Origin of the sequence: Streptococcus sp. k-163, from assembly GCF_013277555.1 — a bacterium.
Taxonomy (GTDB): domain Bacteria; phylum Bacillota; class Bacilli; order Lactobacillales; family Streptococcaceae; genus Streptococcus.
The window spans coordinates 1-23,522 of record NZ_VMND01000013.1 but is presented as its reverse complement, the minus strand read 5'-3'; the positions used below and the strand labels follow the sequence as shown (position 1 = coordinate 23,522).

Sequence of the window (23,522 nt, the reverse complement as noted above, 5' to 3'; positions counted from 1 at the left end):
TTACCTACCCTCCATCACATCCTGTATAGCTGCTTTAACTGCAGCTAAACTACTATCATCTATTTCCATCATATAGAGGTTACTGTCTGGCATTGCATAAGAAGGAAGATCCATCCGACCTGTCCCTTTTAAATCTTGAGAATTTACTTTATAGTTCCCTCCACTTTCCAATTGAGTATTCACTAGATCCATCATCGTCTCAATCGGCATATTTGTCTGAAGGGAATCCTGCAAGCCTTGAAGAATACTACTATAGTTTTTCAAGGCCTCTGTAGAAGTCAACTTCTGAATAATTGCTACAATAACCTTTTGTTGGTTTCGACCACGGTCACGATCTCCATCCGCTAATGAATACCGTTCACGAACAAAGCCAAGAGCTTGCTCGGAATTAAGGTGAACATTCCCGACTGGGAAATGGAACTTCCCATTTTGCAATGAAAATTCTTGTTCATTATCAACATCTACTCCACCCAACAAGTCAATTAATTTCAAAAATGATGTAAAGTTCAAACGAACATAATAATTAATATCTACACCATAAAGATTCTCGAGGGTGTGAATGGATGAGTCAACCCCGTATATACCAGCATGAGTCAATTTATCCTTTTGATTGTTACCACCATCAGCAATAGGAACATATGAATCTCGAGGAGTTGTTGTAAGAAGGATTCTCTTCGTATCCCTATTGACCGTCATCAATATATTAACATCTGAGCGAGAAACTGAGCTAATGGCACCGTAAGTATCAATACCACTAACATAGATATTGAAAAAGCGATCTTTAGATACCTTAGGAGTCTCAACCTCTTTAGTCATCTTTTTAGTGTAAATTTTCTTGATTTTAGAAGCATAATCCGGATACTCTGCCTCAATAATATTCTCAAACACGCTATTTAAGACAATAGCTTTAGCTTCTCCAGAAATCAAACTTTTATAAGTTGACAAGTAAGAAGTACTTTTATCAACCGTCAAATCCTTATTTTGACTCGTCTTAATATCAGCGATTAACTTTTGAATATTCTCATTATCCGTCCCAGTCGGCCCTATAACACTAGATAATTGAGCGATATTATTGATATCGCTATCCTTTAAAACTACAACACTGAGGGAATACTCTGAATAATTTGAAGTTGCATTAATATGACTTGTAAATCCTACAAATTGTTGCAGAGCAAATAAAGAAACCGAGCTCACTAAAACAGCAAGTGTCAAAAAGAAAATCGTGAACTTTTCGGCTTTTTTATAGATTATTAGTAGTGTAGCACTAATAGCAACCATCAAGGTTAAAACTGCAACTACAATATTCAAGTTTCTAAAAGCAAGTACATTATACTTAAAGATTAGGAACAATAAAAATACACTCAACAAAGAATAAACAAGCAACAAAATTATATTAATATTCTGTTTTGTTTTCTGTGAGCGTGATTTTTTAAAACATCTACTCATGATTATCACCTATACATTTAATAGTCCCATTATATCACTTTTTTAATATAAATTCTACAATTAATACTTTTATAGATAATCTTCAATGCCAGCTCTTCGTATCTCATAACCTTTTAATTCCTACTTAAAAGTAAAATCGCTATAGTATTTTTGCAACAGCATTACTTAATTTTAACATCATATATCAGTGTTTCCAAACTCTTTTCTATAAATAAAAAAGTATAATCACACAACAGTCTGAACTACAATATACAAAAAGCAGCCCTATTAAGATAGCTTTATGAAAACCATCCAATAGAACTGCTCATCATTATTTAACATGATTTTCTGCTTCTTTTTGAGCTTTTTCGATTGCTTTTTTGCTTTCTTGCTCCCATTTAGTCTTAGCTTCCTCATACTGTTTGGTTGTTACAGTATCTTTTTGCAGTTTCATGTACTTGTAGTTATTTCCGTCACCCTTGATGCCGACTAGTGAATAGCCTCTTGTAAATGGTGTTACTTTGGTTACAGATGCTGTTCCACCATTTGACATAGCTGACATGATTAGAGAATTGTCAATCATCCAAGCTTGAGCTTCAGCGTATTTTTCATAGCGTTTGGTTACATCTTTATTTTCATTATCTGCATCTTTGAGCATCTTAGTGTAAGTATCCAGACCTAGGCTAGCAATTTTTGCCTTATCTTCCTTGGCATCTAGACCAAAAATCTTGAGATAGAATCCATCCTCTGCATTGAAAGGATTGAGATAAGTTGATGGATCTTGGTAGTCACCTACCCAACCATCAAAGCTCAAATCGTAATCCCGATCAGCTGGTGTTGGTGCTAAGAAGGCTACGTTATTAAAATCATCTGTTGAAAGTTGTTGAACATCAATGACAATATTATCAGCACCCAAAACTGATTCAAGAGTCTGTTTTACAGAGTTCATACCTGTCACAGCATTCTTATTCGTCTGATCAACTGCCACATCCAAGTGAATAGGGAATGTTACACCTTGACTTGCCAATTCTTTTTTAGCATCCGCAAATTTTGCTTGGGCTTTTTCTTTATTAAAATAGGCATCTTGAGCATCTGCTAGGTTCATACCTGCCCACTCTGTTCCATAGTTAACCAATTTAGAAGCGACTACTTCTCCAAAGGTCTTGTCTCCAACTTGGACAAATGTAGGAGGCACTAGGGTGTTACGAAGGGTCTTGCTAGCTGCTTCTTCCCCATTTGACTGAGCAGAGTAAGCTGTTCGGTCCAAGGCAAAGTTCACTGCTTGACGGAAGTTTTTGTTCAAGACAGCTGTCTCAGTTGACTTCTTCTGCTCATCTGTCGTTTTAGCAGTATGATTGTAAGCCTTACGATTGACGTTGAAATTGAAATACCAAGAAGTCTTGTCCTGCAAGCTATAGACGATATTATCTTTATATTTCTCCTTGGTCTTGGCAAAGTTTGAACTATTTGGATAAACCCCAGCGATAGAATAGGCTCCACTTTCAAAGTTACGGATGGTCAATTCTTGGTCTGAGCCATCAAAATAAGCCAATTTCACGTGTTCAATTGATACTTTGTCATGATCATAGTAATGCGGATTTTTCACATACTCAATAGATGATTTTGATGTGAAATCTTTTAACAAGTAAGGTCCACTGTAGAGAATACTATCTGGAGATAGGGTACCAAAATCCTTCCCTTTTGAGTTTAGAAACTCTTCGTTTACTGGGAAAAGAATACTGTTCGTTGTTTTTGAATTCCAGTAAGGCTCTGGGCGTGTCAAAGTATACTCAACAGTCTGGTCATCAATGGCCTTAACCCCAACCTTAGAAAAGTCAGAATCCGCTCCTGTAATATAATCATTCAAGCCCTTGATTGAGTTTTGAATCAAGTCAATGGCCTGTGATTTATTATCCACTGCGTACTTGATACCTGTCACAAAATCCTGTGCCTTGACTGGAGCGTATTCTTCACCGTCAGCTGTGAACCATTTGGCATCTTTTCTCAATTTGTAGGTATAAGTTAGACCGTCGCTTGAAACAGACCAGTCTTCTGCCAAAGATGGAACTAGGTTTCCGTGATTGTCATTTTCAAGCAAACCATCAACTAGATTGGTAATGATGGCTGTATTATCAGCGTAGTAGTCTAATAGATAGTTAAAAGTAGTTGGATTTCCACTAAAGGTTGATGAGTAAGTTTTTGTATCTGAACCTGATTGTCCGCAAGCAGCTAAAAGCAAGGCAGCCGCAAAAGTCAGACCTGCACTAAGGACACGCTTTTTTGTCTTCATCTTCTTTCTCCTTTATGTTAGTTTTTATAACATAAGCTTATTTTACCAAAATAGTGGGAATTTGTAAAGTTAATTGAATTTCGAGAATGAAAGTTTATAAACTTTAGGAATAAAAAAACAAAGAATTTCTGTCTTTCATACAGTCCTCCCTTGTTTTTATACGATTTCAATTTTAGATTTTTCTGTTCAGAAATATTTAGCCCAATTCCACACAGAAAGCATCCCATGGAGCTAAGACTTGTTTTTCAAAGGCTTCTTGAGCCGTGGTGTTTTCAATCAAGACAGATTTGACGTTTCCTTCTACTGTTAAGTCTTGCTCTTCATTGGACAAATTGGCCACAACTAGAAAACGACGGTCGCCATCTTTACGAATATAAGCAAAGACCTTATCAGCCGTATCAAGAAGTTCAAAATCAGCTCGAATCAGCCAGCTATTCTCCTTACGGATTTGAACTAGCTTCTGATAGGTATAGAAAATAGAATCAGGATTTGCCAGCGCTTCTTGAACGTTGATTGCTTGATAGTTTGGATTCACTGCCAACCAAGGTTGAGCAGTTGAGAAACCAGCGTTTTTGCTCTCATCCCATTGCATAGGGGTACGGGCATTGTCACGACCAATGACACGGATACTGTCCATGATTTCTTCCATCGGAACGCCTTTTTCAAGAGCCTCACGCGCATAGTTAAGAGATTCAATATCTTCTACTTGATTCAGTGTTTCAAACGGATAATTTGTCATCCCAATTTCCTCACCTTGATAGATATAAGGAGTCCCTCTCATGAGATGAAGCAAGATTGCAAAGGCTTTGGCAGATTTTTCTCGGTATTCTTGGTCATTTCCCCAGATTGAGACGATACGAGGGAGGTCATGATTGTTCCAGAAGAGTGAATTCCAGCCGTCCTCAACGCCTAACTCTGTCTGCCATTTGTTGAAAATCTCTTTTAACTTAGGGATATTCAGCGCTTTTTGATAGTGCCACTTAGGTTGCCCTTCCTGATACTGAAGACAGATGTGTTCAAATTGGAAAACCATAGACAATTCTTGCCCCTTTGGATCAGAGTAAAGCTTGGCAATCTCTGGAGTTGCTCCCCAAGTCTCCCCTACTGTCAAGAGATTCTTATCGCCAAAAGTGGCTTGGTTCATCTCCTTGAGATAAGGATGGAGCATAGGTCCATTATTGACTACCTTCTCATCAGGAATTTTGCCAATCATGTCAATGACATCCATACGGAAACCGCCAATGCCTTTATCAATCCAGAAGTTCATCATCTCATAAATTTTCTGGCGAAGTTTTTCATTCTCCCAGTTGAGATCAGGCTGTTTCTTACTGAAAAAGTGGAGATAGTATTGACCCGACTTTTCATCATACTCCCAAGCAGACCCACTAAAGATAGAATCAAGATCATTAGGCTCATCCCGCCAGATATAGTAGTCACGCTCAGGGCTGTCAGGATTTTCACAGGCCTCGACAAACCAAGCATGTTCATCCGAGGTATGATTGACCACCAAGTCCATGATGATACAAATATCACGTTTCTTAGCTTCAGCGATTAGTTGGTCCATATCCTCCATGGTCCCGAAAATAGCTGCAATCGCTTGATAATCAGCAATATCATAGCCATTATCATCCATAGGACTGTCATAAACTGGAGAAAGCCAAATCGCTGTGATTCCTAACTTGGCTAGATAGTCTAACTTACTGGTAATTCCTGGCAAATCGCCAATTCCATCTCCGTTGCTATCCATAAAACTCTTTGGATAGACTTGATAGACTACGGCATTGTGCCACCATTTTTCTTGCATTTTCTTACCTCATTATTTTAATAATCTACAGTCTATGATAGCGCTTTTCTGAGTTTTGTGCAAGCGTTTGCCTAATCTTTTTACTTCCTTTTTTAACTCCATAGTTTCCTAACTGCCAATTTTTTATTATAATAGAGGTCAGAGGTAAAAAAATGAAAAAACAAGCTTTTAGTTCTGAACAATATTTGAATCTACAGCGCGACCACATTTTGGAGCGCATTAACCAATTTGACGGCAAGCTCTACTTGGAGTTTGGTGGCAAAATGCTAGAAGATTTCCACGCTGCTCGTGTGCTTCCTGGCTATGAGCCTGACAACAAAATCAAGCTCTTGCAAGAGTTGAAAGAGCAGGTTGAGGTTGTGATTGCCATTAACGCTAGCAACATCGAGCATTCTAAAGCACGTGGTGACTTGGGCATTTCTTATGACCAAGAAGTTCTTCGTTTGATTGATAAATTCAATGAATTAGGGATTTTTGTCGGCTCAGTGGTCATTACACAATACGCTGGCCAACCCGCTGCAGATGCTTTCCGCAACCAACTTGAGAAAAACGGAATTGATTCCTATCTTCATTATCCAATAAAAGGATATCCGACGGATATGGATCACATCATTTCTCCAGAAGGCATGGGAAAAAATGACTACATCAAAACCAGTCGCAACCTGATTGTCGTAACCGCTCCTGGACCTGGTTCTGGAAAATTGGCAACCTGTATGTCCAATATGTACCACGACCAAATCAATGGTATCAAGTCTGGTTACGCTAAATTTGAAACCTTCCCAGTTTGGAATCTTCCCCTTCATCATCCAGTTAACTTGGCTTATGAAGCTGCCACAGCTGACCTTGATGATGTCAACATGATTGATCCTTTCCATCTTCAAACCTATGGAGAAACCACTGTCAACTACAACCGTGATATCGAAATCTTCCCAGTGCTCAAGCGCATGTTGGAACGTATCCTAGGAGAGTCTCCATACGCTTCTCCAACAGATATGGGAGTCAACATGGTTGGTTTCGCTATTACAGATAATGAGGCTGCTATCGAAGCCTCTAAACAAGAAATCATCCGTCGCTACTATCAAACTGTTCTTGATTTCAAAGCCGAAAAAGTTGGCGAAGCTGCTGTCAAGAAAATCGAGTTGCTTATGAATGACCTCGGCATCACACCTGCAGACCGTAAGGTTGCTGTCGTTGCCCGTCAAAAAGCTGAAGAAACTGGCGGACCAGCCCTAGCCCTTGAATTGCCAACTGGCGAAATCGTGACTGGTAAAAACTCAGAACTCTTTGGCCCTACAGCCGCTGCTCTTATCAACGCTATCAAGAAATCAGCTGATATTGCTAAAGAAGTGAAACTAATCGAACCAGAAGTTGTCAAGCCAATCCAAGGTCTTAAAATCGATCATCTAGGTAGCCGCAATCCACGCCTACATTCAAATGAAATTTTGATTGCACTGGCTATCACAGCTACGGAAAATCCTGATGCTGCCCGCGCTATGAAAGAACTTGGCAATCTCAAAGGAAGCGAAGCCCACTCAACCATCATCTTGACCGATGAAGACAAGAATGTCCTTCGTAAACTAGGTATCAACGTAACCTTTGACCCATACTACCAATACGACCGCTTGTATCGTAAGTAACGATTTCAACCTCTCCAGCCTCGGAGAGGTTTTCTCTCTGTCTCAGGAGCCAGCTTTATGATATAATAAAAAAAGAAAACTGAAAGGATATACCATGTCAAAAGAAGTTATTGTTGAAAGTTTTGAACTTGACCACACTATTGTTAAAGCACCCTATGTTCGCTTGATTGGGGAAGAAACCGGGCCAAAGGGAGACGTTATCTCCAACTTTGATATTCGCTTGGTGCAACCAAACGAAGACTCAATCCCTACTGCTGGACTTCACACTATCGAGCACCTCTTGGCAAAACTTATCCGTACCCGCATTGACGGTATGATTGACTGTTCACCATTTGGTTGCCGTACAGGCTTCCACATGATTATGTGGGGACGTCATACCAGTGCTGAAATTGCGGCTGTTATCAAGGATTCGCTCAAGGAAATCGCTGAAACCACTACTTGGGAAGATGTCCCTGGAACAACCATCGAATCTTGCGGAAACTATAAGGACCACAGCCTCTTCTCTGCTAAAGAATGGGCTAAACTCATCCTTGAACAAGGGATTTCAGATGATGCCTTTGAACGTCATGTGATTTAAACGTAAAAAAGGAACCAGTTTTTTCAGCTGGCTCCTTCTTTTTTATGCTCAAAATGTTGAGTTAGGCTTTCTCACGAATGACCAAAACACCATCTTCCATATCTGCTTCTAGGTGTTTAGCATCAAGGTTATCCAAGTGGAAGTCTGTGACTTTGTCACGGATTTGTTGTTCAACCACACGACGGAGTGGACGAACACCCATGACTTCATCGTAGCCTTCCTCAGTCATGTATTCTTTAGCAGCTTCGCTCACTGCCAAGTCAATGTCTTTCTTAGAAAGCGTCTTGTTAACTTCAACCAACATAAGGTCTACAATCTTAGAAAGATCTTCTTTGCTCAAGTGTGAGAATTCGATGACAGCATTGAAACGGTTAAGGAATTCTGGACGGAAGTAAGGTTTCAAACGATCCATCAATTCTGGTTTATCAGCATCTTCTGTCAAGTTAGCTTCGTAACCAAAGCCTGCATTTGAAGTTGCGATAATCACCGTATTCTTGAAGTTAACAGTGTTACCTTGACCATCTGTCAAACGACCATCATCCAAAACTTGAAGGAGAAGGGTGATGACTTGAGGGTCAGCCTTTTCAATTTCGTCGAGAAGGACGATTGAGTATGGATTGCGACGGACGCGTTCTGTCAAGGTATTGTTGTTGTCATCGTAACCAACATAACCTGCAGTTGTACCAATCAATTTAGATACGGCTGTGCGGTCGCTGTATTCTGACATGTCCAAACGTATGATAGCATCTTTCGTTCCGAACATATCTAGAGCCAATTGTTTAGCCAACTCAGTCTTACCAACACCAGTAGGACCTACAAAGAGGAAGCTACCGATTGGACGATTACCTTCATCAAAACCAGCACGGTTACGACGGATAGCTTTTGCTACTGCTTCAACGGCCTTATCTTGACCAATAACTTTCGTCTGCAAACGATGACCCATATCTTTCAAACGTTCGATATCTGATGCTCCCATTTGTGAAACTGGAATACCCGTCATTCGTTCTACAGATTCAGCCACATCGTTGACACTTGCAGTCACCTTCATATCTTCTGTGTGGTTTTCGATTTTCTTTTCCAATTCTGCAATATGTGTTTTATAGTTGAGAGCTGCTTCAAAATCTTCTGCCTCAACTGCTTTTTCTTGCTTGTCTTTTTCCGCTTCAATTTCACGTTCAACAGCATGCACATCTGTTACAGGATGTTGTGCTGCCAAGTGAGCTGCCGTTACATCGACAAGGTCGATAGCCTTATCTGGCAAGCTACGTTGAGGAATGTATTGGATAGAATAATCCACTGCCGCTTTCAAAACCTCGTCTGGCAGGATAACATTATGGTGTTGCTGATAGAGGTCACGAATTCCTTGAAGAATTTTAAAGGTATCCTCTGCTGAAGGAGCATTGACCTTGACTTCGTTGAAACGACGAGCAAGAGCTGCATTCTTCAAGATGGTGTTACGATATTCGTCTTGAGTCGTTGCTCCAATCACTGTCAATTCTCCACGAGAGAGGGCTGGCTTGAGAATGTCCGCAAGCCCTTTAGAACCACTGTCACCTCCAGTAGATCCAGCACCGAGGATTTGGTGAATTTCATCAAAGAAGAGAATAATATTCCCTGCTTCTTTGACCTCATTAACTAGGTTTTGAACGTTTTCTTCAAAACTACCACGGTATTGAGTACCAGCCTCAAGACCAGAGATATCAATGGAAATAATTTCCTTGTTCTTAATAGCAGCTGGAACATCTCCGTTCACAATGGCTTGTGCTAGACCTTCGACAACTGCTGTCTTACCAACACCTGCATCTCCGACCAAAACAGGATTGTTCTTAGTACGACGTGAAAGGATTTCAGATGTTTCTTGAATTTCCTTGTTTCGTCCGATAACAGGATCCAACTTGCCCTCACGCGCTTCTGCTGTCAAGTTTCGACCCAGTTTAGCAAGGACACCATCTTGTTTCATACCTGACGTATGTTGTGGCATTTGTCCATCAACTTCTGCATTTCCTGGCAATTGACCAGTCGCACGATAATGAGCAAATTCCTCAGGTGTGACTTCACGTCCATTAATCAAGTAACGGCGATTTTCAGAACTGTATCCTCGCATACCACCCATCAATTGGTTAAATAAATCATCCATGTTGTTAAAATTATTAAAGTTGTTGTTCATATTCTTTACCTCATTTTATTTACTTCGTTATTATTACTGATATTGACTATCTTTGACCTTTGTTTTAAAAAATTTAGACTAGCTAAATCGCTACTCTAGGTACTATTTCTGGTTTTTCTTTTTCAAGCAGGAGTAGACTATCTTTACTTCTGAAGATTTCTAGATTAAACATAGACACACCTCTTTCTACTTTACTTTAAATAAGTGTTCTAGTAAGGCTTTCATTTACCTTACGTTCATAATATACTACATTGGTCAGAAAAGGTCAAGTGATTTGACTTTAATTGACCAATATTTTTTTTAAAAGCAAAAACACCCTGAAATATCAGGGTGCTATTCTTACATCAAATATAAAATTGCTAGGGTCAGGAGACTTGCTAGAAGTCCTACTCCCCAAAAGAAGAAGTCAACCTTCCACTCGCTCCAAGGGTTTCCTTTACCAGACAATCCTCCAAGTTCAAAATGGTGATGCACAGGCGTCATACGGAAAATACGTTTGCCACCAGTCATTTTGAAATAACTGACTTGCATCATGACCGAAGTTGTTTCAAAGACATAAACAATTCCAATAATCAAGAGAGTCCATTCTTGGTGGAGGGCCATAGAGATGGCTGCCAGCATTCCACCTAGGGCCAAACTTCCCACATCTCCCATAAAGACCTTGGCAGGCTTATGGTTAAAGACGAAGAAACCAAGCAAACCACCAATCATGGCAAGAATCACTAGAAGAATATCCATCTGACCTTGCACATATGCAATAACTCCATAGGCAGACAAGCTAATCACAACGGAAATACTAGCTAAACCATCAATTCCGTCTGTCAAGTTTACTGCATTTGAAAAACCGACTAGCCAGAAAAGAGCAAAGAAAATATAGAAAAATCCCAAATGAACTGGATAACCAAATACAGACAGGATATCACCCCCACGCTCATAGAAAAGATAAAAGATAACTCCACCTAAAAGCTGAAGAGCCAATTTTTGCTTGGGATTTAGCCCCTCATTGATTTTGCGAAAGACTTTGAGAAAGTCATCTAAAAATCCAACCAAGCCATACAAGACCAAGATGAACAAAATCATTCCCACATTATTGGTCAATTGTTTTGAAAAAATAGCAACAAGAAAACTCACCACAACTGCAGCAATGAGGAAAACAAGTCCCCCCATTGTGGGCGTGCCAGCTTTTGCTTGGTGTTGTTTGACATCCTCATGCATCTGCTGGCCTGTAATTTGCGCCTTTCTATAAAATTGGATAAAAGCTGGAATTCCTACTAAAGTTAGTAAAAATGTCACAATTCCAGCACTGATGGAAATAAACATATTAGTCTCCTAAAGTTAATGTAATTTTTTTAATGTCCTTGATGGCTGTATTAGCACGAACATCTTGCTTCTGCACAGTGGAGCCCGAACCTTCAAATTCAAGTTCTATATTTAACCACTTAGAAAAAGCTTCTGCGGTTGCTTTTGTCCAACCATACATATCTGGAACTTCCTCTGCTTTATCAGATAAGAGGAGAACTTGCTGGTTAGGTGCAAGATTGGTCCCTTCTTCTACAGATGATTCTTTAATCTTTGTTCCTGTTCCCACAACGATTGGTTGCACAATATTGCGACGTAGTTCTTCTGCTAAATCTCCAGGGGATATGTCCTTGATACTAGGCATAGCATAAGAAGTCTGACTACTTATTTGATCTAAGGCTTTGGCTGTTGATTGAAGATTAAGGGAATCTTTCATGGCCACTGCCCTTTCCAAGATAGGATTGGCGAATTCTCCCAACTGGATCCCTGAATAATGCTCAGGTTGTTGAACTGTTACATACAAGATAAAATCAGGATTTTCAGCCGGATTCATCGATACAGCCGAAAAAATATAATTGGTAGAACCAATCAAATATCCTCCATTTTTCTCATCCGCAATCTGGGCTGTACCGGACTTGAGAGCCACATTTTGACCAGGAACAGTTACAGTTGGCTTGCCTGTACTGTGGTTATGCATAGTTCCATAAACAGGATCAGTTCCTACTAACACCATATGAGTTCGAGTTAAACTTGCCGCATCTTTAGAAACAGGATTCCCCACAACTTCTTTTTGAGACTTACGAACAGATTGATTATTGGAATCATAAATTGCACTAATAAATTTAGGCTCTAACATAATTCCATCATTAGCGATCGCTGTAAAAGCACGTAGCATTTGGGTTTGGGTCACTGAAATCCCTTGTCCAAATGAACTCTGGGCAATATTGACAATATTGTCAGCAGGAAGTTGGCCTGCATATTCATCCGTCAAACCAAAACGAGTCGGAACACCAAATTTAAAGCGACTTAGATAATCCAGCCAGGTAGCATCTCCCATCTTTTGCTCCAGAAGCGTCATCCCAACGTTACTTGAGTGCGCAAACCCTTGAGAAAAGGTCATCATTCCTCCGCCAGTTAATCCTTCATTGACGTCCCAATCTCGGATAGTAGCATCTGCCACTTTTAACTCACTACTATTGAAGACTTCTCCTCCTGAGAAAGTGTTATTGTCAATAGCAGCCGCGAGTGTCATGACCTTCATGGTTGACCCTGGCTCATAGTTACTTTGATAGAGGATATCACGCCAAATAAAGTCCTTAGTCAACCCTTCCTTAGTATCAGCGTCGAAGGTTGGTCTCTGCGTTGTTGCAAGAATTTCTCCCGTTTTAGCACTAACCAAGGTTGCTGTCATATACTTGCCTTTTACTTTTTCTTGAAAGACATTCATCTGTGTCTCCATGAAAGACTGAAGGGTGCTGGAAATCGTTGTATAAACATCCTTGCCATCTACCGTTTGTTGGGAAACTTGTTCCGTTCCGGGTACAACATTACCTAGACGATCCTTTTCATAAGTAATAATGCCATCTTTCCCTGCGAGAATACTGTTCAAGGAACTCTCCATCCCAGAAGTTCCCAGCAAACTCTTGCTCCCATCTTCATTTTCATGGAGCTGAGCTAAACCAATAAAACTAGAAGCGAATTGTCCATTTGGATAGCTTCTGTTAGGGCTAGTTGTAAAGTCAATTCCTTCAACACTAGCGTCTTTCAAATCCTTTTTAATAGCTATCATATTGGCATAGGTAATCCCATTTCCTTTGGCACCAAAGGAAACTTGAGTCAGATTCGGTTGAGACAATTGTTCTTTAACATAAGACTCGTCCATATCCAAATACTTATGGAAGACCTCTGCTACCTTATTAAACTGGGCATCTTCTACATAAAGAATTTTACCCGTTGCTGATTTGTATTTTTTATCAATAACAGCATAGACATTATAGGAGGTTGCGTCCTCAGCAATCGGGACTCCATTTCGATCATAAATAGTCCCACGTTTGGCAGGGACTGTACGAGTTATTTGGTGAACTTTCTTAGCCTCTTTTACTAGATCTGTTCCAAATTTACTACCACTTCCGATAATAACAGCAAAATTGACCAAAAAGACAGCGAAAAGTACGACAGCTAACAAGCTGATGTACTTCCCCACTATTTTACGGTTTTCTGCTGGAGATTTACGGTTTCTAATCGCAAATCGGGTTATTCTTTTTGTCCACTTCATATCTTACTCCGCTGATCGAATATTCTCGTTATTCAATTTTAAGTCCTTAGAATTTGCGATTTCTTTCAAGCGTTCTGCCCTCAACAATTCATTTACCTCTTGTTTGGCATCATCCAATTCTGTCTTCTTCTCCTCTATCTGCGCATTGATTTTTGTCAAATCATTTTGTACTTGTAGGAGTCGAGTCTGCATAAAGATAATACTCAATGCCAAAACGAGAGCTGTAAACGCAATGGAGAGATAAAAAGCCTTCTCCACACGGGAGAATTTTTTTATACGACTCTGCAAGAATTGACTGGTTGTTTCTTTCTTATCTACCATTTTTTCCTCTTACTTGTGAATTTTTCTTGCCACGCGCAACTTGGCTGAGTGCGAGCGGTTATTGGCTTCTAATTCTTCTGCACTTGGCAAGATTGGCTTACGGGATACCAATTCCATCTTGGGCTTGAGATCATCCGGGATGAAAGGCAAGCCTTTGGGAACTTCAACTGTTGAAGCTTCCTTGAACAATTGCTTGGTCAAGCGGTCTTCTAGCGAATGGAAGGTAATCACTGAGATTCTAGCATCTATAGCCAACATCTCCATAGCCTGCTGGATAGATTCATCTGCTGCTCCCAGTTCATCATTGACTTCAATTCGAATAGCCTGGAAAATCTGCTTGGCAGGATGCCCCTTCTTCTTGAGTTCCTTGGCAGGTTTGGCCGACTTGATAATGTCTGCCAATTCAGTCGTTGTCTCGATTGGCTTTATTTCACGCGCTTGTTCAATCTTACGCGCAATCTGTTTAGAGAATTTATCCTCGCCATACTTAAAGAAAATACGAACCAAGTCATGATAGTCATAGTGGTTCACCACTTCATAAGCTGTCAGACTAGCATCCTGATTCATGCGCATGTCCAGTGGCGCATCCTTTTTATAAGAAAAACCACGCTCACGCTGGTCCAGCTGAGGACTAGACACTCCCAAGTCATAACAAATTCCATCAATTTCCTGAACACCAGCTTCGCGCAAACGGGCCTGTAAATGACGGAAATTGTCCTTGATAAAGGTTACCATCCCTTTTTCGATATAGGGTGCCAAACGTTTTTGCGCGTTGTCAATGGCATTCTGGTCCTGGTCAAAGGCATAGAGATGGCCTTTTTCACTTAATTTACTTAATAAATATTCGCTGTGGCCTGCTCCACCTAAAGTCGCATCAACGTAGATACCGTCAGGCTTTACGTCGAGCATATCAATCGTTTCGTGGAGTAAGACCGTTACATGATGAAATTCTTTTGTCATATCTTATCTATTTTACCACAAATCCGACCAGCTTGCACTAGTCAGACAAATAGGCCACAAACAAGTAAGAATTTCTTTAAGAAATATGTCAAATATGCTTGACATCTACTTCACAGAAGAATATAATATAGTCAAATATATGCGACACAAACCAGAAAGGAGAATAGATGAATCGTGTGAAAGAATTTCGCAAGGAACTAGGCATTTCCCAGCTCGAGCTCGCCAAGGATATCGGTGTCTCGAGACAAACCATCAATATGATTGAAAACGACAAGTACAATCCAACCCTGGAACTCTGTCTCAATCTCGCTCGTAGCCTCCAAACTGACCTCAACAGTCTCTTTTGGGAGGATAATTTTTAAAAAAGGAGCCAACTCATGAAAAAAGAAGCCTTCACTGAAAAATTTATCAAACGCATTTATGGCATTTCAGGACCACTTGATGAACACAAACGACGCGAGGCTGATCGTATCGGCAATCAAGTTTTTATCATCCTCTTTTATCTGATGACATTTGGAAATCTCATCCCCTTTGTCCTCGCTTATAAATACCCGCAAATTGTCGCTATCGGCTATCCTATTGTGGTATTCGGCATTTCGATGATTTCTGCTTTCTATGTGCTCTCCCAAACCAAAAAAACAGGGATTACAGCTATTGATCCAGATATGCTGAGTGAGAAAGAAAGCAAGCAACTACATTACCCAGGTCTGAAAGCAGGTTTGTTCTTTGGTCTATGGATATTTTTTATAACTCCTCTTCTCGATATACTCATAGGTGAAGGTCAGGACTATTTTCAGTCTCTTCTCACTATAAGAAATGGTGTATCAAGCATTCTCGGTTCTATCTTCTTCGGGGCAAGCATACAGTTCCTCATCTCCCGTCGCATTGCAAAAGCCAAGAAAAATCAGGATGAGTATTAGGAGGTGCCCTATGAAATCACTAGTAACTTTACTTACCTATCATATTTTGTTCAGTTCACTGCTCATCTTCATCATCGTTTCAGGGAACTTGCCAATCGACGAGACATTCCTCGTGCTAGTCTTTATTCTAGCACTTAACAAAGGACTGACTTATCTAAAGATTGACTCCCCAAAAACGCGCACACTTAACTTAGCACTATACTTTATAATTCTATCTTTTCCACAACTGATGCTCATCTCAAGCGGTTGGAAATATTATTTACTGCTGACTATCGCTAGCCTTTCTTCTATCACTTATCTTTATTATCTCTATCAATTCGTAAAAGAAAATCAGTAAAACCGCTCATTTAGGAGGTTACTAGCATGAAAAAAGAAGACTTCACCACTCGCCTACTTCGAAATCTCTTTCACATTCAGGGCCCTTTTGATGAATGCCGACAAGAGATTATCCACAAGGCTTGTGCCCGTTCCATGGTCCAAATCGTTTATTCTTCCTTCATTCTCTTCTTGTTTTATCTGTTATTTGGACGCTTCATAGAAGCCGTTCGCTATGCTATGCCCTACGTTTACTCTGGACTCATTTTTTTCATTACTTTAAAAACTCAAAGAGCCGTCAAAGAACTCCATCTGGAAAAAGATGACAAGTCAGAAATCATCCTCAAAACCTACAGCAAAGCCCAAATCAAATTTCGAAGCTGGGTTGTGTTTATCGATATTCAGATTGGTCTCTTTACCTTACTCATCTTTCATAAAGTCTTCGTTCAGCAGATGTCCTTTTCAGATTTTGGGAAGTTGCTCATGCAAGTCGATAAAAGTGTTCCTTTGCTGATGTATGGCCTGATTATCGGTAGCATTTTTGGAACCATGACCTACGGATTTCTATCACTACAGGAGGAAAAAACTCCTAACAAGATCACACAGAAGGAGAAAAGCAATCAATGACTTCACTATACGATTTTTCAGTTTTGAACCAAGACAATCAAGAAACTCCACTAGATGCCTATCGTGGGAAAGTTCTCTTGGTTGTCAACACTGCTACCGGATGTGGTTTAACGCCCCAGTACCAAGGACTTCAAGAACTCTATGATCGCTATCAAGAACAAGGTTTTGAGATTTTAGACTTCCCTTGCAATCAGTTTATGGGACAAGCACCCGGTAGCGTAGAGGAAATCAGCAACTTCTGTAGCCTAAACTATCAAACCACCTTCCCACGCTTTGCCAAGATCAAGGTCAACGGCAAGGAGGCAGATCCCCTCTATGTCTGGTTAAAAGACCAGAAATCTGGCCCACTAGGAAAACGAATCGAATGGAATTTCGCTAAATTTCTCATCGGTCGTGATGGGCAGGTCTTTGAGCGCTTCTCTTCAAAAACAGACCCAAAACAGATTGAAGAGGCGATACAAAACCTACTATAATTTCACAATCTCACTTTGATTAGGTCTCCTTTAGCCTAATGAATAGTGAGATTTTTAATTAACTTTGACTTAAATAGCCATTCCATATAATGAAGAATGCAGTATTGTAAATTGTAATTGATAAAACTGCTAGTCAAAAAAATCTGTTTCATATAGCTGTTTCTAATACATCACCCTCATCTAACAGTTTTCAAGCTCAATAAATGTAGGGTGCTAGTCTTCAATTACATTCGGACTTAAAACCTAATAAATACTCTTAAAACTAAATGATGTTCAAAATCCCCCTTCATAATTATCATATTTTTTTAGATACACCTATGCCTACACTTCACTTTCATCAGCTATCAAAACCTAAACATATAATAGCACTGTTGACCTTGTTCTATATATGTGCTAGAATTATTGATATATATTCAATGAAAGGCTTTACACCAAATGTTCCCATTCATGCCGGCAGCACGAGCAAAAAATGTTTTTGATATCCCTTATCAAAGCTTATATCAAATTGGTTTTAAGGGTTTAATTTTTGATATCGATCAGACTCTTGTGATGCATGGTACTCCTGCCACAGAACAAGTTATTGAACTATTTCAAAATCTCAAAGTCCTTGGTTTCCAAATTTTTCTTTTATCAAATAATGACGAGGAAAGAATAACAGAATTTAATAAACATCTATCCGTTCCTTTTATTCCTCTTGCAGAAAAACCAAATCCTAAGAATTTTCAAAAAGCTCTTGACATGATGCAGTTAAAACCTTTTGAAACTGTGATGATTGGAGATCAACTTTTCACAGACATTCTGGGAGCTAGTCGAGCAAATATTCCCACTATATTGGTTGATTTTTTATATGATCCTAAAGAAGGCGGGATTGGCAAAAAACGATGGGTTGAAAAACTAATACTATCTACTTACCCATTTTTCAGACAAAAAAATAAGCATTTAGATGTGATAAAGAAGGAGAAAGAGCATGGTTTTTTGGAATAAGGACCTATTATTTTGTGAAATTAGTCCTACCACATATAAAATCTCTTTAAAAAAAGAAAATCTCAAACGACATATCCAAAATTTTAAAGAAGGAAAGAAATTCTCAAAAGTTCGTCAAGAAAAACTCCTACCTAACGTGGTTTCATCATACTCTACTCAGTTGATCAAGCGCGGTCCTGGTATTGATATCAATCTCCAGAAAGGCAAAGCAACTAACATTCATATTGCAGCCCAATCTTTGAACCATATTATGATTTACCCTGGAGAAGAATTCTCTTTTTGGAGTTTAATTGGAAATACAACAAAAAGAAAAGGATACTTAGAAGGACGAGTCATTATTAACGGCAAAGTGGAACCCGGTATCGGAGGCGGACTCTGCAACCTAGCTAATCTACTCCATCTTTTAATTGTTCATAGTCCCATGGAAATCACGGAATTTCATGCACATTCAGATGCACTAGATCCAGATAAAGGAAAGCGAAAACCATTTGCAAACGGAACATCTGTCCAATACAATCATCAAGATTACCGTTTTAAAAATTCAACTAACCAAATCATTCAATTACGAACATGGGTTGAGAATGAAATACTCTTCGGAGAATTACGAAGTGAAGCCCAGTTCCCATTCATTTATCAAATTGTCGAAGAAAATCATCATTTCAAAAAAGAGGGGGAACATTATTATCGTCACTCCATGATTTATCGTGAAAAGCTTGATAGAGTAACTGAACAAACATTAGAAAAAGAACTTGTTTTGAAAAATCATTCAAAAGTCATGTATGATCCCGATCTCATACCTACAGAAATGATTAAACAATAATCTAAATCTTCCGATATCATGAAAAAATGACTTAAATTCAAGGTAAAAGGAACTATTATGAACAACACACCTAAATTAATCGTTATGCTGACGCACAATGATCACACAGTTGAAAATGCTAGTGAAATTTTCGAATCATGTAAACACTCTAACGCTGAGTATTGGGGTTTTAAAGAAAAACCACTTCCTATTTCTGAAATGAAATCGTTATTCTCAAAAATGAAATCTTGTGGTAAGACTACTTTTCTTGAAGTTGTTGAATATGACGAAGAAAGTGGACTCCAAGGTGCACGAATAGCTAAAGAATGTGGGTGCGATATTTTAATGGGGACTGTCTTCTTTGATTCAATAAACCAATTTTGTAAAGAAAACAACATAAAGTATATGCCATTTGTTGGACAAATTACGGATCGTCCATCTATCCTAGACGGTTCTATCGAGCATATGATTTCTCAAGCAAAAGAATATCTAGCAAAAGGAGTTTATGGATTTGACCTGCTAGGTTATCGTTATACAGGGGATCCCATTGAGCTGAACAATACTTTTATTCAAGCTGTCCAAGCACCCGTTTGTTTGGCTGGAAGTATTGATAGCTATGAACGTTTGGATGAAGTCATTGAAGCAAATCCTTGGGCTTTTACAATAGGAAGTGCATTTTTTGAAGAAAAATTTGGTACAAAAATTCATGAACAAATTAATAATGTTTGTAATTACTTAGAAAAATAAGCTTTATAGCATAAAAAGAAGACAAGCCTGGTAAAAAACTCAATTTCAAGAGAAAATGAAGTAAATCTTTCCAACAATCATGATCACCCGTCAAACGGGTGGTTTGTCCCAGGGCTATAATCCCAAATTACCAGCCAGCGCCTGAAGACGCTGGCTTTCACGTTGTTCAAGCCTTATTGCTCTTGACTCGTCACTTGCCTCTTAAAGAGGCTTTAGTATTACTTACCACTATCCCTAAAGGGACCCTCATATTCTTTTACACTCAATTTATCTAGTGCTATATCATGCTTTACCTCGTTCTCAAATTTTCATACTCGTGAAGAAATCATCCACTGGATAATTTCTTTAATCTTGAATATATTTCTTAATTGTAGCTTCATTGAGTCCCACCGTACTCATATAATAACCTTCCGCCCAAAAATACCGATTCCCAAACTTGTACTTGAGATTGGCGTGTTTATCAAACATCATGAGTGCACTTTTTCCTTTTAAATAACCCATGAAACTCGAAACACTTATCCTTGGTGGAATACTTACTAACATATGTACATGGTCTGGCATTAAGTGACCCTCGATAATTTCAACTCCTTTATAAGCACACAAGCGATGAAATATTTCACCTAAACTACTTCTATATTGATTATAGATAACTTTTCGTCTATACTTAGGGTGAACACAATGTGATAGAATAGTCCCACTTTATGTGCGATAAACTATGAGCCTTTTGTGCCATATTTTTCTCCTTTCGTTTTACAATTGGCTTGAACACCTTTATTGTATCGCGTTCGAAGTTTTTTTGGGGTATAACCTTCGACGCGCACCCGCATAGCGGGTGGTTTTTTTGTCTCGCACCTAACGGAGCGAGACTGACTAATAGTCGCATAATAAAAAGTAGACAAGTGTCTATTAGAAAAATCAGAAACATCCTGAATTTTATACTCAATGAAAATCAAAATGCAAACTAGGAAGCTAGTCGCAGGTTGCTCAAAACATGGTTTTGAGGTTGTAGATGAAGCTGACATGGTTTGAAGAGATTTTCGAAGAGCATTAATCAAACTAAAAGGACTCAGCCCTGTACAATACAGAACTAAATCCCATGAATAAATAATTGATTTAACTTTTAGAATCCCTACAGAAATTCCAGTTTTTCTCTATTTGATACCAGACATTAGTTTTTCAATACGCGGAACGTAGAAGAGTAAGATAATACTGAATACAATCGTAATTCCTCCAACAATTCCATAGTAAGCAACTTCGGTCTCGCTTGTATAAAATTTTACAATTTGAGCATTGATAGCTTGGGCAGCAGCATTACTCAAGAACCAGATAGACATCATTTGTGCTTGGAAGGATTTTGGTGCTAGCTTATTAGTGACTGATAGACCAATCGGCGAAATCAGCATTTCACCCACAATTACAATAGCCCAACTCATAATCAACCAGAAAGGACTGACCTTAACATCTGTCCCAAAGAGCATCCCTGGTAACATCATCCACAAGAAGGATAAACCTGCCGCAAATAAACCATAAGCAAATTTCTTAGAAGAGGATGGTTGCTTTTTACCCATTTTCCCCCACAACCATGCAAAAATCGGCACATAAATCATAATGAAAAGGGGATTAATACTTTGGAAAAAGCTAGATGGGAAATGAATTTGATTCCCAAATACATTAAAGTAAAGTCGAGTTTGATCATCCGCAAATAGAGCGAGAACAACAGAACCCTGTTCCTCAATAGACCAGAAGAGTACTCCAGCGATAAATAGAGGAATGTAGGCAAATACTCGGGATCTCTCAGTGGCAGTTATTTTCTGACTAGATAAAATCTTGAAGAAATAGTAGATTGGAATAATTACAGCAATCACTGTAAAGATATTAACAATCATATCCACATTAAACTGGTGAGTAAAGACTAAACCTATAACCACGAGAATAACTACGACAAGTGCAATCAGCAAACGTTTAATCAAGCTCTGCTGCTCCTTCTGTGAAAGTGGATCAGTGGGGTAAAGGCTTGATTCAGGCAGGTATTTCTTCCCATCCAAAACATACTTCACCAGACCAAAGAACATCCCAATGGCAGCTAATGAGAAACCTAAATGGAAATTGACTTCCTGACCTAGATAACCCACTAGATAAGGGGCAACAAAGGCACCTAAGTTAATCCCAAAGACAAAGATACTAAAACCTGCATCCCGTCTATCATCCTCTTTCTCATAAATTCCCCCAACCATATCTGAGATATTGGGTTTTAAAAATCCAGTTCCAAAGATAATCAAGGCAATAGAAAGATAGAGAGCCACTTGTCCAAAAGGTGTTGCCAAAGCGATATGTCCTAGCATAATCAGAATCCCACCGTAAAAGACAGTCTTACGGCTTCCTAAAATACGGTCACTGACAAAACCACCAATAACCGAGGACAAAAATACCAGCGAGCCATAAATAGCCATAACCGATGCAGCCGTAGTCTTATCCATCCCCAACCCACCATCTTGCACACTATAGTACATATAGTAAAGTAGGATAGCTCGCATCCCATAGTAAGAAAAGCGTTCCCACATCTCTGTAAAGAAGAGGGTGGACAAGCCCATAGGGTGTCCAAAAAATGTTTTCTGTTTTTCCATACATATTCTCCTTAAAAATATAATAACTTATTTTACAGAATTTTCAAACGAATGTCAAACAAATTATGTTTTTTTAGAAAATTTTCTGAAAAATCTATTTAGATAAGTTTCTACTTTATCCTCAATTAAAAAATACCAGATAGAGATCTAATTAAGTAAGAAAGTATAAAAAAGAACACCCCGAAAGGTGCTCTTTGTAAATATAGTAATTCTTTCGAATTAACGTTTACTAAATTGTGAAGCTTTACGAGCTTTCTTAAGACCTGGTTGGGGCACCACTTATTTCATCTAATTTCAAAGTGCTTTAAAATCAACGTTTTCATAAGTTTTCAAAACATAAAATTTCAACTAATTTTAATCAATTTCATCAAAATAAGGTAAACTTTCATAAAAAATAAGCAAAAATCGAACCAGAATATCAAAAGTTTCCCTTATTTAGTTTTACAGAAGTGAAATAGGGATTCACTACACGTCAATATACGGTAGAAACCTTGATTTAAAGCGATTCTTGAAATTTCAAATTTCACTACATTGCAATAAAAATCAGCCGAATCACTACCTTTTTTTGAAATAAGAATATTGATTCGGACAATTAAAAGTAAGAGGAACTCAAATGTAAATTGGAGTTCCTTTTTTGTATATTTTTCAAATAACGCCTCTACACTATTTGTAGCAAATTCACCACTACAGTTTTATCTTAGTTAAAATAAGTTAGAATATGTAAGTGAGTATCAGATATACCAAGACATCGTCACCATCTAAGGTATATTCAAAATACAAAAGTTGACCAACTAGATTTCTGAATATCCTTATATATCCATTCTCAAAATTGGTTTAAATAGCGTAGTCTTTTAAACTAGTTTTGAGAATCTAAAAAATCTTCCTACATATGTAAGAAGATTTTTTAGTTCAGAATGATTAGATTTAGCTAATGGATACCTATCCTACCCACTCACCGTTAGCATTGACTCGATAGCCATCGGGTGTAGTGGTGTTTACTAATAAATCTCCTGAATTATAGGTATAGTACCATTTACCAGAAACTGTAAACCAACCTGTCTTCATAGCTCCAGCAGTATCAAGATAATACCATGATCCTTTGTCTTTAACCCAACCAGTAGCCATTGAACCTGATTCGTTTAAGTAATACCATAAGCCTTTATCTTTAACCCAACCAGTAGCCATTGAACCTGATTCGTTTAAGTAATACCATAAGCCTTTATCTTTAACCCAACCAGTAGCCATTGAACCTGATTCGTTTAAGTAATACCATAAGCC

The 23,522-nt window shown here is 38.7% G+C and carries 19 protein-coding genes and 2 pseudogenes; 10 read left to right on the top strand and 11 right to left on the bottom strand.

Going from position 1 to position 23,522, the window contains the following annotated elements:
* The 3 genes from HT731_RS05290 to HT731_RS05280 all read right to left on the bottom strand — a co-directional run bounded on the left by HT731_RS05290 (nucleotide 1) and on the right by HT731_RS05280 (nucleotide 5,519).
* Entirely contained in the window at nucleotides 1-1,446 is a 1,446-nt protein-coding gene (locus HT731_RS05290; protein WP_173277988.1) for an LCP family protein, read from the bottom strand.
* A 310-nt stretch (nucleotides 1,447-1,756) separates the two neighbouring features.
* The gene (locus HT731_RS05285; protein ID WP_173277986.1) at nucleotides 1,757-3,715 is read right to left on the bottom strand and encodes a peptide ABC transporter substrate-binding protein; all 1,959 of its coding nucleotides are present in this window, start codon (nucleotides 3,713-3,715) and stop codon (nucleotides 1,757-1,759) included.
* 196 nt (nucleotides 3,716-3,911) lie between these two features.
* Nucleotides 3,912-5,519 (bottom strand): alpha-glucosidase, encoded by a 1,608-nt coding sequence (locus HT731_RS05280; RefSeq protein WP_173277984.1) that lies wholly within the window; start codon nucleotides 5,517-5,519, stop codon nucleotides 3,912-3,914.
* A gap of 152 nt (nucleotides 5,520-5,671) precedes the next feature.
* Between HT731_RS05280 and HT731_RS05275 the strand changes: the two genes are divergently transcribed.
* Nucleotides 5,672-7,156, top strand: coding sequence for a DUF1846 domain-containing protein (locus HT731_RS05275; protein ID WP_140834312.1), 1,485 nt, complete (start codon nucleotides 5,672-5,674; stop codon nucleotides 7,154-7,156).
* Between the two features lie 94 nt (nucleotides 7,157-7,250).
* The gene (locus HT731_RS05270; RefSeq protein WP_000032557.1) at nucleotides 7,251-7,733 is read left to right on the top strand and encodes an S-ribosylhomocysteine lyase; all 483 of its coding nucleotides are present in this window, start codon (nucleotides 7,251-7,253) and stop codon (nucleotides 7,731-7,733) included.
* A 61-nt stretch (nucleotides 7,734-7,794) separates the two neighbouring features.
* Here HT731_RS05270 and HT731_RS05265 read toward each other — a convergent pair whose 3' ends face one another.
* The 5 genes from HT731_RS05265 to rsmH all read right to left on the bottom strand — a co-directional run bounded on the left by HT731_RS05265 (nucleotide 7,795) and on the right by rsmH (nucleotide 14,755).
* A complete protein-coding gene (locus HT731_RS05265) occupies nucleotides 7,795-9,900 on the bottom strand; it encodes an ATP-dependent Clp protease ATP-binding subunit (protein ID WP_173277982.1) in 2,106 nt (701 codons plus the stop codon).
* A gap of 339 nt (nucleotides 9,901-10,239) precedes the next feature.
* On the bottom strand, nucleotides 10,240-11,220 hold the full coding sequence (gene mraY, locus HT731_RS05260; RefSeq protein ID WP_173277980.1) for a phospho-N-acetylmuramoyl-pentapeptide-transferase: 981 nt from the start codon (nucleotides 11,218-11,220) through the stop codon (nucleotides 10,240-10,242).
* A gap of 1 nt (nucleotide 11,221) precedes the next feature.
* Nucleotides 11,222-13,474: a penicillin-binding protein PBP2X gene (pbp2X, locus tag HT731_RS05255; protein ID WP_173277978.1), complete on the bottom strand. Its 2,253-nt coding sequence runs from the start codon at nucleotides 13,472-13,474 to the stop codon at nucleotides 11,222-11,224.
* Nucleotides 13,475-13,477: 3 nt separating this feature from the next.
* On the bottom strand, nucleotides 13,478-13,795 hold the full coding sequence (ftsL, locus tag HT731_RS05250) for a cell division protein FtsL (protein ID WP_000227825.1): 318 nt from the start codon (nucleotides 13,793-13,795) through the stop codon (nucleotides 13,478-13,480).
* A 9-nt stretch (nucleotides 13,796-13,804) separates the two neighbouring features.
* On the bottom strand, nucleotides 13,805-14,755 hold the full coding sequence (gene rsmH / locus HT731_RS05245; RefSeq protein WP_061758851.1) for a 16S rRNA (cytosine(1402)-N(4))-methyltransferase RsmH: 951 nt from the start codon (nucleotides 14,753-14,755) through the stop codon (nucleotides 13,805-13,807).
* Nucleotides 14,756-14,922: 167 nt separating this feature from the next.
* Here rsmH and HT731_RS05240 point away from each other — a divergent pair, with 167 nt between their 5' ends.
* The 8 genes from HT731_RS05240 to HT731_RS05205 all read left to right on the top strand — a co-directional run bounded on the left by HT731_RS05240 (nucleotide 14,923) and on the right by HT731_RS05205 (nucleotide 19,620).
* Nucleotides 14,923-15,117, top strand: a complete 195-nt coding sequence (locus HT731_RS05240; RefSeq protein WP_001082471.1) for a helix-turn-helix transcriptional regulator — start codon at nucleotides 14,923-14,925, stop codon at nucleotides 15,115-15,117.
* Nucleotides 15,118-15,132: 15 nt separating this feature from the next.
* A complete protein-coding gene (locus HT731_RS05235; RefSeq protein ID WP_173277976.1) occupies nucleotides 15,133-15,675 on the top strand; it encodes a DUF3278 domain-containing protein in 543 nt (180 codons plus the stop codon).
* A 10-nt stretch (nucleotides 15,676-15,685) separates the two neighbouring features.
* Nucleotides 15,686-16,012, top strand: a complete 327-nt coding sequence (locus HT731_RS05230) for a hypothetical protein (protein WP_061758853.1) — start codon at nucleotides 15,686-15,688, stop codon at nucleotides 16,010-16,012.
* A gap of 26 nt (nucleotides 16,013-16,038) precedes the next feature.
* Nucleotides 16,039-16,617, top strand: coding sequence for a DUF3278 domain-containing protein (locus tag HT731_RS05225; RefSeq protein ID WP_061758854.1), 579 nt, complete (start codon nucleotides 16,039-16,041; stop codon nucleotides 16,615-16,617).
* A complete protein-coding gene (locus HT731_RS05220) occupies nucleotides 16,614-17,090 on the top strand; it encodes a glutathione peroxidase (RefSeq protein WP_173277974.1) in 477 nt (158 codons plus the stop codon). The genes HT731_RS05225 and HT731_RS05220 overlap by 4 nt, the downstream gene beginning before the upstream one ends.
* A gap of 435 nt (nucleotides 17,091-17,525) precedes the next feature.
* Nucleotides 17,526-18,074, top strand: coding sequence for a YqeG family HAD IIIA-type phosphatase (locus HT731_RS05215; protein ID WP_061758856.1), 549 nt, complete (start codon nucleotides 17,526-17,528; stop codon nucleotides 18,072-18,074).
* A complete protein-coding gene (locus tag HT731_RS05210) occupies nucleotides 18,058-18,894 on the top strand; it encodes a VanW family protein (RefSeq protein WP_061758857.1) in 837 nt (278 codons plus the stop codon). Before HT731_RS05215 ends, HT731_RS05210 begins: the two co-directional genes overlap by 17 nt.
* 57 nt (nucleotides 18,895-18,951) lie before the next feature.
* On the top strand, nucleotides 18,952-19,620 hold the full coding sequence (locus tag HT731_RS05205) for a hypothetical protein (protein WP_061758858.1): 669 nt from the start codon (nucleotides 18,952-18,954) through the stop codon (nucleotides 19,618-19,620).
* A gap of 218 nt (nucleotides 19,621-19,838) precedes the next feature.
* On the opposite strand, the pseudogene tnpA reads toward HT731_RS05205, so the two are convergent.
* The 3 genes and pseudogenes from tnpA to HT731_RS05190 form a co-directional block, all read right to left on the bottom strand.
* Nucleotides 19,839-20,353, bottom strand: a pseudogene (gene tnpA, locus HT731_RS05200) (IS200/IS605 family transposase).
* Nucleotides 20,354-20,771: 418 nt separating this feature from the next.
* The gene (locus HT731_RS05195; protein WP_173277972.1) at nucleotides 20,772-22,244 is read right to left on the bottom strand and encodes a peptide MFS transporter; all 1,473 of its coding nucleotides are present in this window, start codon (nucleotides 22,242-22,244) and stop codon (nucleotides 20,772-20,774) included.
* 939 nt (nucleotides 22,245-23,183) lie between these two features.
* Nucleotides 23,184-23,522 (bottom strand): annotated as a pseudogene (locus tag HT731_RS05190) (N-acetylmuramoyl-L-alanine amidase family protein); the annotation flags it as partial.